Source organism: Pseudomonas fulva, assembly GCF_023517795.1.
GTDB classification, from domain to species: Bacteria; Pseudomonadota; Gammaproteobacteria; order Pseudomonadales; family Pseudomonadaceae; genus Aquipseudomonas; species Aquipseudomonas fulva_D.
On record NZ_CP082928.1, the window covers coordinates 2,859,333 to 2,871,812 of the forward strand.

14 protein-coding genes are annotated in these 12,480 nt (G+C 61.0%); all 14 read left to right on the forward strand.

Features of this window, described 5'->3' with window-relative positions; all coding sequences use genetic code 11:
- Nucleotides 1–4 precede the first annotated feature (4 nt).
- The 14 genes from K8U54_RS12950 (at nt 5) to K8U54_RS13015 (ending at nt 12,480) form a co-directional block, all read left to right on the forward strand.
- Nucleotides 5–895, forward strand: a complete 891-nt coding sequence (locus K8U54_RS12950; protein ID WP_249906249.1) for a Mu-like prophage major head subunit gpT family protein — start codon at nt 5–7, stop codon at nt 893–895.
- 10 nt (nt 896–905) lie between these two features.
- Entirely contained in the window at nt 906–1,550 is a 645-nt protein-coding gene (locus K8U54_RS12955; RefSeq protein ID WP_249906250.1) for a hypothetical protein, read from the forward strand.
- 3 nt (nt 1,551–1,553) lie between these two features.
- Nucleotides 1,554–2,066: a gp436 family protein gene (locus K8U54_RS12960; RefSeq protein WP_249906251.1), complete on the forward strand. Its 513-nt coding sequence runs from the start codon at nt 1,554–1,556 to the stop codon at nt 2,064–2,066.
- Nucleotides 2,063–2,509 (forward strand): phage tail terminator protein, encoded by a 447-nt coding sequence (locus K8U54_RS12965; RefSeq protein WP_249906252.1) that lies wholly within the window; start codon nt 2,063–2,065, stop codon nt 2,507–2,509. Before K8U54_RS12960 ends, K8U54_RS12965 begins: the two co-directional genes overlap by 4 nt.
- Nucleotides 2,506–2,700: a DUF7210 family protein gene (locus K8U54_RS12970; protein ID WP_249906253.1), complete on the forward strand. Its 195-nt coding sequence runs from the start codon at nt 2,506–2,508 to the stop codon at nt 2,698–2,700. Before K8U54_RS12965 ends, K8U54_RS12970 begins: the two co-directional genes overlap by 4 nt.
- An 11-nt stretch (nt 2,701–2,711) precedes the next feature.
- Complete coding sequence (locus tag K8U54_RS12975; protein WP_249906254.1) at nt 2,712–3,449, forward strand: hypothetical protein; 738 nt, start codon at nt 2,712–2,714, stop codon at nt 3,447–3,449.
- A 1-nt stretch (nt 3,450) separates the two neighbouring features.
- Complete coding sequence (locus K8U54_RS12980; RefSeq protein ID WP_249906255.1) at nt 3,451–3,918, forward strand: DUF6631 family protein; 468 nt, start codon at nt 3,451–3,453, stop codon at nt 3,916–3,918.
- Between the two features lie 38 nt (nt 3,919–3,956).
- A complete protein-coding gene (locus K8U54_RS12985) occupies nt 3,957–4,103 on the forward strand; it encodes a hypothetical protein (RefSeq protein ID WP_249906256.1) in 147 nt (48 codons plus the stop codon).
- A gap of 67 nt (nt 4,104–4,170) precedes the next feature.
- A complete protein-coding gene (locus K8U54_RS12990; protein ID WP_249906257.1) occupies nt 4,171–4,626 on the forward strand; it encodes a hypothetical protein in 456 nt (151 codons plus the stop codon).
- 119 nt (nt 4,627–4,745) lie between these two features.
- The gene (locus K8U54_RS12995; protein ID WP_249906258.1) at nt 4,746–8,240 is read left to right on the forward strand and encodes a tape measure protein; all 3,495 of its coding nucleotides are present in this window, start codon (nt 4,746–4,748) and stop codon (nt 8,238–8,240) included.
- Entirely contained in the window at nt 8,240–9,088 is an 849-nt protein-coding gene (locus K8U54_RS13000; protein ID WP_249906259.1) for a hypothetical protein, read from the forward strand. Before K8U54_RS12995 ends, K8U54_RS13000 begins: the two co-directional genes overlap by 1 nt.
- Nucleotides 9,088–9,957, forward strand: a complete 870-nt coding sequence (locus K8U54_RS13005) for a hypothetical protein (protein WP_249906260.1) — start codon at nt 9,088–9,090, stop codon at nt 9,955–9,957. The genes K8U54_RS13000 and K8U54_RS13005 overlap by 1 nt, the downstream gene beginning before the upstream one ends.
- Nucleotides 9,958–9,959: 2 nt before the next feature.
- Nucleotides 9,960–11,672 (forward strand): hypothetical protein, encoded by a 1,713-nt coding sequence (locus tag K8U54_RS13010; protein ID WP_249906261.1) that lies wholly within the window; start codon nt 9,960–9,962, stop codon nt 11,670–11,672.
- Nucleotides 11,662–12,480 (forward strand): phage BR0599 family protein, encoded by an 819-nt coding sequence (locus K8U54_RS13015; RefSeq protein ID WP_249906262.1) that lies wholly within the window; start codon nt 11,662–11,664, stop codon nt 12,478–12,480. The genes K8U54_RS13010 and K8U54_RS13015 overlap by 11 nt, the downstream gene beginning before the upstream one ends.

A 12,480-nucleotide genomic window follows, 5' to 3' on the forward strand; every position in this document is an offset into this window, starting at 1 on the left:
CCAGATGATCATCAATCAGCAGAACCTGCGCGCACTGTTCACTGGCTACAAGTCCAGTTTCCAGAGTGCATTCGCGGGCGTCACCCCCGACTTCGACCAGTTCACCCTGAGCGTGCCGTCGACCAATTCGGTCGAGCAGTACGGCTGGCTGGGCAATAGCACCGCCTTCCGCGAGTGGCTGGGCGACCGCGTCATCCAGAACCTCGGCCTGCATGACTACAGCATCAAGAACAAGTCCTTCGAGAACACCGTGGGCGTTCCCCGCGAGTCGATCGAGGATGACAGCTACGGGCTGTTCAACCCGCTGATGGGGCAGCTGGGCCAGGATTCGGCCGAGCACCCCGGCACCTTGGTCTATTCGCTGCTTGCCGGCGGTTTCAGCGGCCTGGGCTATGACGGCCAGAATTTCTTCGACACTGACCACCCGGTGACCAACGCCGCTGGCGTGGAAGGCAGCGTGAGCAACTTCCAGGGCGGCACCGGTACAGCCTGGTACCTGCTGGACACCACCCGCGTGCTGAAGCCGCTGATCCTGCAGAAGCGCAAGCCGTACAACTTCGTCACCCTCGACAAAGAGACCGACGAAAACGTGTTCATGCGCAAGGAGTTCATCTACGGCGTGGATGCCCGCCTGAACGTCGGCTACGGCCTCTGGCAGTTGGCGTATGCCAGCCGCGAAACGCTGGATGCGTCGAGCTTCAATGACGCCTTCGCCGCCATGCAGAGCCTGACGGGCGATCGCGGCAAGAAGCTGGGCATTCGTCCGAAGCTGCTGGTAGTACCGCCGAGCATGCGCGCTCAGGCCCTGGAAGTGGTCAAGGCCGAGCGCAATGCCGCCGGCGCCACCAACATCAACCGCGATGTCGTGGACGTGCTCGTCACGCCGTGGCTGTAAGGGGGCGCTAATGGCACGTTCTCAATCGAACAAGCCGGCCAATAAGCCGGCTACCGAGAAAGCAGGAGCCGCTCAGGCCGCTTCTGCAGCCGCCGAAAAGCTGGATAACCAGCCGGCGGCAACTTCCAGCGCTGCAGCCCAGGATGGCCAAGTGGTCGTCATCTGGGATGGCAAAGGTGTTGCCGAGTACCTCGTCGCGCTAAAGGCTGGTGAGGCGGGCGTAATCCCGCTGCAGGATCTCGCCGAGCCGCTGCTGCGCCAGGTCGGCCAACACCTCGACATCGAGGGCGCGGACGCTCTGCAGATCGAGCAGCTCATTCCTCTGATCGAGGCCAAAGCCGAGATCAATGATGGTGAGCAAAGCGGCTTTACACCGCCTGCCGCAGGGTCGGAGCTCGCTGCCGTTGTTCAGGCAGCACCTGGTGCAACCAGTAATAGTGTCGATGATCCTGCGGCGGGTCTGAACGGCGATGACATCCAGGCGCTGTTCATCCGCTCGGTCAGCCCGCGTGGCTTCCGCCGCTGTGGTCACCGCTTCACGCCAGAGGGGCATGGCATCGCCCTGAGCGCTTTGACCGAGGAACAGATCGAGGCGCTGGCCAGCGATCCGAACCTGCGTGTCGAGGTGGGCACGTTCTCGGGCAAGGCGGAGTAACCCATGTACATCTCCCATGCCGAACTGCATGAGCGTCCGGGTGCGCGTGAGCTGGCCGAGGTGGCCACCGCGCAGCATGAACGCATGGTGCCCTACGAGCTGATGGAAGCGGCCTTGACTGGCGCAGATCGCAGCTCCTGGTCGGCTGAGGAGAACGCACGGGCTGACGACGCCCTGCAGCGTATCGATGACGCCCGGCGCGATGCCGGGGCGGTCGTCGATGGCTACCTGTCGAAGCGCGGCTACCTGCCGCTGGATCCGGTACCAGGCATAGTTACCGCCTGGTGCCGGGCCATCACCCGATATTTTCTGCATCAGCACCTCATCAGCGCTGATGACAAGAGCCCGATCGTCCGTGACTACCGGGACGCCCTGAAGTTTCTGCAGCTGACCGCCGAGGGCAAGTTCAGCCTCGGCGCCGATGACCCCATACAGAACAGCCCGAACCTGGTGGATGTGCGCTTCGAGGCGGCACCCAACGTGTTTGGGCGCGACCAGCTGAAGGCATTCCGATGAGCAACGCGCCGCTGGATACGCGCCTGGTCATTGAGCGTTTGAAGCTGCTCAAGGATCTGGAGGTGGTTGGCACTGCCGCTGACTACGCCAAGGTGCAAGGCCTGACTGGCTTTCGCACCCCCTCGGCCTACGCGCTGTTGTCCCGCGAGAACGCGATGGCCAACCCATCCGGCAACCCTGGCGGGCGCGTCAAGCAGATGACCGAGGCGACCTTCGGCGTTGTGGTCGCAGTAAGGAACTATCGCTACAGCGATGCGGATGCCGCTGACGCCCTTGGCCCGATCCTGGACGCCGTGCGCGGGCAGCTCATTGGCTGGGTTCCGCCGCTTCCAGGTGCCCGTGGCTGCCAGTTCGTGGCCGGCCAGGTGCTGGATTCAAACGACTCGACCCTGCTCTGGGCCGAGGTATACGCCACTCAACACTCCATCGGGAGCAACCCATGAGTACCAAAGACCCCAAGCCGGCCGAGATCAAGCGCGTGAAGGTCAAGCTGATCGCCGACCACAAACACGCCGGCGTCGAGTACGCCAAGGACGCCGAGATCGAGGTGACGGAAGCCGAGAAAGATTGGCTGGTCCGCCACAAGAAGATCGAAGGCCCGGCTGAGCCAGCCGCACCTGCTGCCACTAAATAGGAAGCCAACCCATGCTCGTTTCTCTCCAAGGCTCCATCTACCTGGCGACTCGCAGTGCGCTGGGCAAGTATGAAAAGCCCGTCTGGGTTGGCAACGCGCCGACCTGCACGTTGCAGCTCGCCACCGAGACCACGCCCAAGAACGAAAGCTACAGCGGTAACCGCCTGCAGATCGGCCTGCTCGATCGCGGCAAGACCGCAACGCTCAACCTCACCCTGGACGAGTGGCTGGTGCAGAACCTGTCGCTGGGCCTGTATGCCAACCATACGCCGCTGATTGGTGGCACCGTCACTGGTGAGGCGCTTCCCGGCGACCTGATCGAGGGCGAGTACGTGCGTCTGGATCACCCCCACATCGACGACCTGGTGCTGACCTCGGGCGCCACCCCACTCGTACTGGGTACCGACTACCGCATCCACTCGCCCGCTGGTGGCCTGGTCGAGTTCCTGACGCCGCAGGCCACGGCGCCATCGGCGGCCTATGAGTACGCAGCAGTCGACTCGCTGGCCATGTTCACCAGCCGTCCGCCAGAGCGCTGGCTGTTCCTGGACGGCATCAACACCGAGACGGGTGAATCCGTGCTGGTCGACCTGTACCGCTGCAAATTCAACCCGATCGGCGAGCTGGGCCTGATTCATGAAGAGTACGGTTCGCTCCCGCTGACCGGTGCGGTGCTGTTCGATCCGCTCAACGCCCGTAACGCCAACCTGGGCGGTTACGGCCGCATGATCACCAAGCAGGCGAGCTGACATGGCAGTGCGCGCGAAACCACCAGCCAAGCGCAAGCAGGCGGCCTCGGCCGCCGATGCCGGCGCGAATGATCTGGAAGTGCTCCACCCGGATCGCCCGGTGACCATTGCCGGGCGTGAGGTGGTGGTGCGTGAGTACGGCTTCATCGAAGGCCAGCGTCTGCTGCCGATGCTGAAGCCGTTCCTGGATGACCTCAAAACTCTGCTGGTGAACGACGAGCCGCTACGGATTGGTGACGTCCAAACCTTCCTGGGCTGCCACATCGACGCGATCACCGAGGCTGTGGCCATCGCCGCCGACGTGGATCAGGAGTGGATGGCCAGCCTCAACCAGGACGAAGGGCAGACCCTGCTGATGATCTGGTGGAGCGTCAACGGCCCTTTCTACGTGCGCAGTGCCCACGGGCGGATTCAGGCGGATCAGGCGGTCGCAAAGGCGGTCGCTGGGCTGACATCTACGCAACCCTGATCACTGCGGGCTATGGCGATGCCGATCGAGTCGGCCGAATGACCCAGCGCCAGATCCTGCTGCATTACGAGGCGGAACTACGGCGTCAGGCACAAATGAGAGCACAGTACCTGGTGGATGCGAACATGGCATTCGCCGGGGGCAAGGATGCGGAGAACCATCTGAAAACGCTTTTGAAGTCGTAGCACACTTGCCATGTCTTGAGTCGACTGCTGTAGTGGGATCCTTCACTAGAGACAGGGAGTCAGCGACATGGCCACCAACATAGAAAAATTCGACAACCTTACAGGCAAGATTTTTGCCGATCTATATCAGAGTTTTCCCGTAGTACGTCAAATGGCTCCGGTCGACTACTTTCAAACGTTTTCGGAGTTGAGCGGAGACGATCTCAAGCCAAATCGTGCGTATAAAGAAGCTTTGGAATTCTTTGTTCATACAGTTGACTGGCTCAAGGGCGCCGGCTATCTCGACGTTAAAATGACCTTGGTCGATGGAACAGTAAGGGCTGTTTTGACGGCTAAAGGACTGGAGACACTGAAGCAGGTACCGAACTCCTTAGGCGGAGAGACTATTGGAGACCAACTTGCTCAAGCTGCTAAAAACGGCCTGCTGGATAAAGTTCGTGAGCTAGTGGGAACAGCGCTCGGTAAGGGTATAAAGCTCGGTGGTGAGGCTATGCCTGACAACTGGCAAGGTATCGGGGAGTAGCGCTCAGCCGCCTGAAAAGATAGCCGCCTGCGGGCGGCTTCTTTTTGCCCCTTCCAAACTACTCAACCACGCGCGCGCGCGACCATGGCACCTACATTCTCTGCACGTAGTCGCCCACCATGGCCAACAAAGACCTCGAACTCGCCCTCCGCATCAAGGCTGACCTTGAGCAGGGGCGTGTTGCCCTGCAGGAGCTAGGGAATGCTGTCGAAGGTGTTGGTACTACCGCAACAGAAACCGGCAAGAACATCGACGCAATCTCGCAGGCCGCGATCGATGCGGCGGCGAAAACTACAACGGCCAACGACTCCATCACTGCCAGTGAGTCCCGGCTCGCAGCAGCAATCCGTAACGCCAATACTGAGCTGGGCAAACGCAATGCATCACTATCTGCTCCACAGGCCGGAACTGCCGCTGCAACTGTAACCGCTCCGGTCATCAACAAAGCTCCGGTCGTTGATCTGACAGAAGCGACCAGAACCCTCACCGAGACAACGCAAGCGGCCAACGTTCAACTCAACCATCTTGGCGAGTCGGCCGAGCAGCAAACCGCACGCATCAATGCAGTCGTCGCCGCTAGCCTGGCGCAAAAGCGCGCTCAGGATGAAGTCGCTGCGAGCATGCAGAGCCAGAATGCAGCAGCGCGAACCCTCAACGCCAATTGGAAGGAAACCGTCGCTGCCCAGAACGCGTCGATGAACGCCTATCACGCCAATGAACGTGCCGCTGATCAGAAAGCGCAAGCCGAGAAACAGGCCGCTGACCAGACCGCGAAGGCCACCGCGGAGTCAGCCAAGCAGCACAAGGCGCTGCAGCAGCTGCTGGGCACCATCGACCGTAACGAAAAGGCTCTAGGTGCACTCGACAAGCGAGAGCAGCAACTGGCAGCCCACTACAAGGCCGGGCGACTTTCCCTGGAGCAATACACCGCCAGCCTGGACAAGCTGCGGGCCAAGCGCTCGGCTATTACCGATGTCGGCAGCGAAGCGAAAACCAGCACCACACAGATGACCGGATTGGCCTCGGCCATCCGTAGCGTGCAGCGCCTCATGCTGACAGGCTTTGCGGGCTACGGGCTTACCTCAGCCAGCCGGGCAATCGTCAACACCAACGTCGAGTGGCAGCAAGCCATCCACACGATGGAAGCTGCCACAGGGTCGGCCGGCGCCGCTGCCCAGGAGCTGCAATTCGTTCGTGAGGTGAGTGAACGCCTCGGCCTGGAGCTGCTGAGCACGTCCCAGAGCTATGCACGGCTGGTAGCGGCCGCGAAGGAATCCCCCGAACTGGGCAAGCAGATCCGCGGCGTCTTCGAGGGCGTTGCGTCGGCGGCAACGACCTTGCACCTGGGCAAAGAGGAAGTGAACGGCTTGCTTCTCGCCCTGGAGCAGATGGTCAGCAAGGGCAAAGTGCAGACCCAGGAGCTGGTGCTGCAGCTCGGCCAGCGAGTACCTGGTGCATTTGGCCTGGCGGCCAAGGCCCTGGGCACCAACACCGCCCAGCTCAGCCAGTGGCTGGAAAAAGGCATGATCCCAGCCACAGAATTCCTGCCACGCTTCGGTGCCGCCCTGCAGGAAGCCTATGGCGAGCAAGGGCAAAAGGCCGCCAATGGCCTGCAGGGCGAACTGAACCGCCTCACCAACGCCTTTACCGAGCTGAAGATCCAGGCTGGCGAAAACGGCTTCATCGACAGCTATACCACCGCCATTCGTGACCTGAAGGACGTGCTCAGCGACCCGGCCGTGATCGAGGGCCTGAACACCCTGATCACCGCTCTGGGTAAACTCATCGAATACGGCGCCAAGGGCGTCGGCGGTGCAGCGGCTGTGGTCAAGTTCGTTGCGGAGGAAGTGGCCGCTCGAATGGAGGGGCCGGCTGGTGACGACGCTGTAAGACTGGAGGATGCAGTCCAGCGTGAGACGGCCCAGCTCAACCGCGCGCAGCAGTTGCTCGATGACGCGTATCGCAAGAACGATAATGAGTCGGCAGCTCGCATCGAGCGCTGGTTGTCCGAGACCCAGGAGCGTCTCCAGCGCTACAACGACCAGCTCAACGCCATCTATAACCCTGCACCTGGCGCGATCACGCTGCCGGCGACCACCGTTTCCGCTCCGACCACGCCAACCACCCCATTCAAGCCGAGTGCCGGCAACGATACGGCGGCCAAGCGACTGGCCAAGTCCAATGAGGACTGGGTCAAGCAGCTGGAGAAAGAGGCCGCCACGTTTGGCTTAAGTAAAGCCGCGCGCCGCGAATACGAGCTCGACCAACGCAACCTGACCGGTGCCCTGCAGGCCCGAGCCAAGGCCGCATGGGCGACCCTGGACGCTGCTGAAAAACAGAAGAAGGCTGACGACCAGGCCAAGAAGGACACCAAGCTCCTGCAGCAGCTGCAGCTCGACTACCTGAAGGCCACCGGCCAGAACGTCGAGGCCGCCGGCGCGGAGATCGAGAAAAAGTACGGGGCCCTGCAGAAACGCCTGACCGCCAGCGGCAACACTGAGGGCGCTGCCCTGGTCAGCAAGCTGATGGGCATCGAGCAGGCCAAAGCGGAGCTGGATGACCTGGAAGAAGCCCTTAACCGTGTGTTTGGCGAACAGTCCCGCCGTGAACAGACCATCAGCACGCAGCAGCAGGCCGGGCTGATCAGCGAACTCGGCGCCCGTCAGCAGATTCTGGACTTGAACAAGGCCACGGCCGCGCAGGTGCAGGCGCTACTGCCACAGATGCGCGAGCTGGCGGCTGTCACAGGCGACCCAGCGGCGATCGAGCGCGTGAAGGATCTGGAAACTCGCCTGGCCAACCTGACCGTGGTGGCCAACCAATTCAGCAACGCCCTCAAGTCTGGTTTCGAGACCGGCATCCAGAACGCGTTGCGTGGCCTGGCTGACGGCACCATGAGTCTGCAGGATGCGGCAATGGCTTTCATTACCAGCATCTCCAGCTCAATGGCGGATCTCGCCTCGCAGCAACTCGCGCAGATGGCCACTGACGGCTTGAGCAGTTTGTTCGGAGGCGGAGCTACCGAGGCGGCAGGCCTCGCTACCGGCGCGGCTGCAGTAACGACATCTGCAGGCGCTTTGTCTGCCGCCGGCGGAACATTGATCACAGGAGCATCAGCCATACAGGCTGCCGCAACAAGCTTGGCTGCAGCCAACAGCACCTCGGCAGTTGCGGGCGCTGCGAAAGTTGCCGTTGCAACCGGCGGGCACGTTACAGGCCCCGGTACCGGCACCTCGGACTCAATCAGCGCCATGCTCTCGAACAACGAGTTCGTGACGCGCGCAGCTGTGGTCACCCAGCCAGGAGCGCTGGCGTTCCTGCACAAGTTCAACCGCTACGGCATGGCCGCCGTCAACAGCCCGGTCTATCACAGCACCGGCGGTCTGGCCGGTGTCCCTGCGCCTGCAATGCCCGCTCCTGGGCTGGCAAACACCAGCCTGGCCGAGCCAGCCAAGAACATGGCCACCACCCTGAAGAACCAGCAGAACTTCTACCTGGTCGACGACCCATCGCGCATCGCTGATGTGATGTCCGGCCCGGTCGGCCGTGAGGCTGTAGTGGTGGCCATGTCCCGCGACCCCGCCAAATTCCGTTCAATCCTGGGAATCAACTGATGCCTCATACAATCGGCTTCGTCGACAACTCGGGCGGAGTACTCGCCCATTACAAGATGCTGGAGACCATCCGCGACTTCGCCTCGGCCAACGGCTGGCAGGTGCTGCGCTATGACGTTGCCTCGCCCAATCGCCAGCTAATCCTGAAGGGAGTTGGCTACACCGGCGAAGAAGAGATCTTCGTGGGCTTCCGCACGTACCAGAACGCGGATGCCGACTACTACAACCTGCTCGCTGGTGTGTTCACCGGCTACGTGCCAGGCAACAGCTTCGATACACAACCAGGCGCGCGTCTGTCCGGCGTGCCGGCCCACAACAACCGCATCGACTATTGGCTGACCCTCAACCCGCAGCGCATTGCCCTGGCCATGAAGGTCGGCACGCCGGTTTATGAGAGCTGTTATGTGGGCAAATTCTTACCGTACGCACGCCCCAGCCAGTATCCGTACCCAGTGGTCTGTAGCGGCATGCTAGATGGTGCTGCCGCGATTCGTTTCAGTAACACAAACCCCGAGGTGCACGGCATGGGCTACCGGGGCAACTCACTCCGGCTGGGCATGCGCTCGAACGATCAGTGGCGCAATGCCTGGTGCTATCCATGGGGAAATAGTTCGCTGGCCGGGCTGACCCAGCTGCGCGACACCGAGGGCGTCTATTCGCCTGTCCCGGTCGAACTGCATGGCAACACGTCCGATGTATGGGGCGCCTTGGACGGCATTTTCTCTATCAGCGGGTTTAACAACGCCGTCGAGAACACATTCGTCCTCGATAGCTTCAATCACGTAGTGATTCAGGATGTAGGCCGTGTTGGCTTTACCGATTACTTCGCTATGAGGCTCGACAACTGATGGCTTACTTCACTGGTTCAGCGAATGACATGGCAGCCGTACGCAGCGCTCTGGTGGAGGCTTGCATGGCCAACGGGTGGGCCTGGAATTCCAGCACTGACACAATCAGTAAGGATGGCGTATTCGTGCGTCTGCAGGTGGTCAACGGTTCGCTAACACTGTTGGGTCGTACTTCCGCATTGGCTGGGGATGCTCCGAACGTTGTGCGCGTCGGAGCGATCGGTAGCCAAGCGCTGACCTGGCCGGTCGAGTACCACATCAGCGTGTTCGACGCTGAGGTGTACATGTTCATCAACTACGCGGTCGATCGTTACGGTTGGTGCGCGTTTGGGCAGAGCACGGTTGATGTTCCCGGCACCGGCGCCTGGGTTTCTGCATCTCTGGGCTCTGGGGGAGGCCCAGTATTCATGTTCCCAGACGGCGGCGGTACCGGCCTTGCATGTTGCTGCCCAGCGATCTCTTGGGCTACCGACCAGCAGGACACCGGCTCGCGCAACACATGGGTTCACTCAGACCTCGACGGCCAGGGCTGGTCCCCGACGCAGATAATTGGCCAGCCTCCGGTGGGCGTCGCTGCACTCGCACCCCTGATGTCTTTGCTTCCGAACACCTGGAACAGCGAGTCTGTGTTGCTGCCGATCCGTGCGTACAAAGTCCGACTGGAAGCAAAGGTGTCGTTGACAGCCGATCTGGTGAATGCCAGATGCACCCGCATCGACAACTACGCCCCAAGTGAGGTGATCAACATCGGCGGCGAGCGTTGGAAGGTTTTTCCCTGGTACAGAAAAGACGCCACAGCGCGGAATGGCGGTGCTGGCGTTGACCATAGTGGTACGTTTGGCTGCGCCATTCGATATGACGGCCCATAACAATGGCCGTCCTAAATACCCGGCGTCTGCAGACGACCATAGGCGGCCTGCTCGATAGCGGCCAACTGACCAGCGCGCACTGGAGCTTTGAGTGGGTTGACCAGTTCGCCCCTTCGCCGTTTGCCTCGATCACCGAGCGCGCGGAGGTGACCGCACTCACCATGTCCTGGCCGGTCGAAGCCAACAGCAAGCCAATTGCCACCCGCAAAATGCGCTCATGGGTCGATGACTTCTACTTCAGGATTCACATCAGCCCAAGCGTGCTTGATCTTGGTAACGTCGTATCCGATCAATCTTCCGACATCTACGTCTGGAACGCCTGGTTAGCGCCCCGCGCTCTCGCAGCCATCACTGGCACTGATGAGGGCATCATCGTCAGTGGCCAACCAGTTCTGCCTTTGTTGTTCCCCGCACTCAAGGAATTGTTGTTCGAGCTGACAGTGACACCCAATGGCCAGTCGGTGCTCGACACAATCGTTCAGTGGCAGTTTGAGGGTGGTGAGGCTGCTGGTGTCCATGTCACCGCAGTTCGCATCATTGGCTGGACATTCGTTCCAGACTGGGCTGACGGCATCACGGAGCGCCTGATCGGATCGACCGACATTCTGCAGAGCGAGTCCGCCAAGGAGCAGCGCCGCTCACTTCGTCAATCACTTCGTCGCGAGTTCGAAGCGCCGATGTTTGTTGAAGGTAGAGAACGCCAGTATCTGGACCTTGCCCTGATGGGCTGGTCCGCCCGTACCTGGGCGTTGCCGATCTGGCACGAGATTCAGCTGCTGGGCGAACCAGTACCTGTGAAGGCGCTAGTTGTCCCATGTGAAACGGAGTTTCTCGATTTCCATGTCGGTGGCCTGGCCATGCTCCGCGGCGAGTCAGCATTCGTCAGCGAAACTGTCGAAATCGAGGAGGTTCTGGCCGACGGCCTGCAGCTCGCTCGCGGTACTCAGATGGCTTGGCCGGCGGGTACTCGTCTGTATCCGGTGCGCAGTGCCGTGCTGTCAGCCGAGCCATCGCTGACCCGACTGACCGACATCGCCATCTCTGCCGATGTGCGGTTCCTGGTCACCGAGACCAGCGACTGGCCTGCAGAAATGCCCATCACTTTATATAGAGGCTACCCGGTCTTCGACGAGCGACCGGACGAGAGCGAAGATCTGACCCGCACACTGTCGCGTCTGCTGCTTACCCTCGATAACGGCAGCGCGATGCCCTTGTACACCGATACTGCTGAGCGGGGCCTGGCTGTAGTGGGATATCGGTGGATCAACCTTGGCCGAGCAGATCGAGCCCGCGTGCGTTCCTTCATCACCGCTATGAACGGTCGCCAGAAGGCGGTCTGGATGCCAACGCACTCCGATGATCTACACCTGGTCGACGTCATTACCAACGTGGCCACCACCATTGATGTGGCTTACTGCGGATACACCCGGTTCGCCAGTGCGGCTCCTGGTCGTCGTGACATCCGAGTCGAGCTTTACGATGGCAGCGTTTTCATGCGCCGGATCACCGGTAGCTCAGAGATAAGTGGCGAAATCGAGCAGCTCGCGATCGATAGCACATTTGGTCGCCAGATCCTGCCTGATGATGTTTTCCGCATCAGTTGGCTGTCGCTGTTCCGCTTTGACAGCGACACACAAGAAATCCAGCACCAAACCGACAGTGAGGGCGTCGCCTCCTGGTCGACCGTGTTCCGTGAGGTTTCCGATGAGTCATGACAGCCGCGAGCAGTCGATTGCAGATGGCCAACCGATCCGCCTTTATCGGTTCAAGCGCGGCGTCATCGTCTGGCTGTACACCAGCGGCGATCGAGACATCTACCTCGGCCCAGAGGTTTACCGCACGCTTCGTGGCGGCATCACGGACGACGGTATCCGCCGTACAGGCGAAATCACTGCCGATCGAATGAAAGTCTCGGCGCCGGCCGACCTTGAGGTCGCTGCGCTTTACCGTGGCGTGCCGCCCAGCAAAGAGATCGAGCTGGTCATCTATGACTACCACTACGGTGAGAGCACCGCGCAAGTTGCCTGGAGTGGATCGATCGAGACAGTTCGCTGGCCGCAGCTCGATCGCTGTGAAATCAGCGCGCAGACATTGATGGCCACCATCGATGTGCCTGGCTTGCGCTTGACGTGGGAACGCAATTGCGGCGCAGCGCTGTTTGATCGCAAGTGCGGTATCAACCGTGATCTCTGGCGCGTGGATATGGTGATCCAGTCCATGACCGGCGCCGCCGTGAGTAGTGGGGGCGCAGAGGCATTTCCTAACGGTTGGTTCGACGGCGGCTTCATCGAATGGCCTATCGGCTCGGGAGAGTTCGAGCGACGTTCCATTGAACGACAGACAGGCAGCGTGATGCGCATGATGGGAGGAACCGCAGGAATTCCGCTTGGTTCGGTACGCGTCTACCCAGGTTGCAACCGCACCGTGGCCATGTGCGTGGCCAAGTTCAACAACCTGCTCAATTTCAGGGGCGATCCGAACCTGATGGGCACCAATCCTTTCAACGGCAACCCGGTGTTCTGA

What these genes read in the sequence shown, in the direction of transcription:
- K8U54_RS12985 (WP_249906256.1), top strand. Translation starts at nt 3,957, where the DNA reads ATGACCCAGCGCCAGATCCTGCTGCATTACGAGGCGGAACTACGGCGT.
- K8U54_RS12995 (WP_249906258.1), top strand. Translation starts at nt 4,746, where the DNA reads ATGGCCAACAAAGACCTCGAACTCGCCCTCCGCATCAAGGCTGACCTT.
- K8U54_RS13015 (WP_249906262.1), top strand. Translation starts at nt 11,662, where the DNA reads ATGAGTCATGACAGCCGCGAGCAGTCGATTGCAGATGGCCAACCGATC.
- K8U54_RS12970 (WP_249906253.1), top strand. Translation starts at nt 2,506, where the DNA reads ATGAGTACCAAAGACCCCAAGCCGGCCGAGATCAAGCGCGTGAAGGTC.
- K8U54_RS12975 (WP_249906254.1), top strand. Translation starts at nt 2,712, where the DNA reads ATGCTCGTTTCTCTCCAAGGCTCCATCTACCTGGCGACTCGCAGTGCG.
- K8U54_RS13005 (WP_249906260.1), top strand. Translation starts at nt 9,088, where the DNA reads ATGGCTTACTTCACTGGTTCAGCGAATGACATGGCAGCCGTACGCAGC.
- K8U54_RS13000 (WP_249906259.1), top strand. Translation starts at nt 8,240, where the DNA reads ATGCCTCATACAATCGGCTTCGTCGACAACTCGGGCGGAGTACTCGCC.
- K8U54_RS12980 (WP_249906255.1), top strand. Translation starts at nt 3,451, where the DNA reads ATGGCAGTGCGCGCGAAACCACCAGCCAAGCGCAAGCAGGCGGCCTCG.
- K8U54_RS12950 (WP_249906249.1), top strand. Translation starts at nt 5, where the DNA reads ATGATCATCAATCAGCAGAACCTGCGCGCACTGTTCACTGGCTACAAG.
- K8U54_RS13010 (WP_249906261.1), top strand. Translation starts at nt 9,960, where the DNA reads ATGGCCGTCCTAAATACCCGGCGTCTGCAGACGACCATAGGCGGCCTG.
- K8U54_RS12965 (WP_249906252.1), top strand. Translation starts at nt 2,063, where the DNA reads ATGAGCAACGCGCCGCTGGATACGCGCCTGGTCATTGAGCGTTTGAAG.
- K8U54_RS12990 (WP_249906257.1), top strand. Translation starts at nt 4,171, where the DNA reads ATGGCCACCAACATAGAAAAATTCGACAACCTTACAGGCAAGATTTTT.
- K8U54_RS12955 (WP_249906250.1), top strand. Translation starts at nt 906, where the DNA reads ATGGCACGTTCTCAATCGAACAAGCCGGCCAATAAGCCGGCTACCGAG.
- K8U54_RS12960 (WP_249906251.1), top strand. Translation starts at nt 1,554, where the DNA reads ATGTACATCTCCCATGCCGAACTGCATGAGCGTCCGGGTGCGCGTGAG.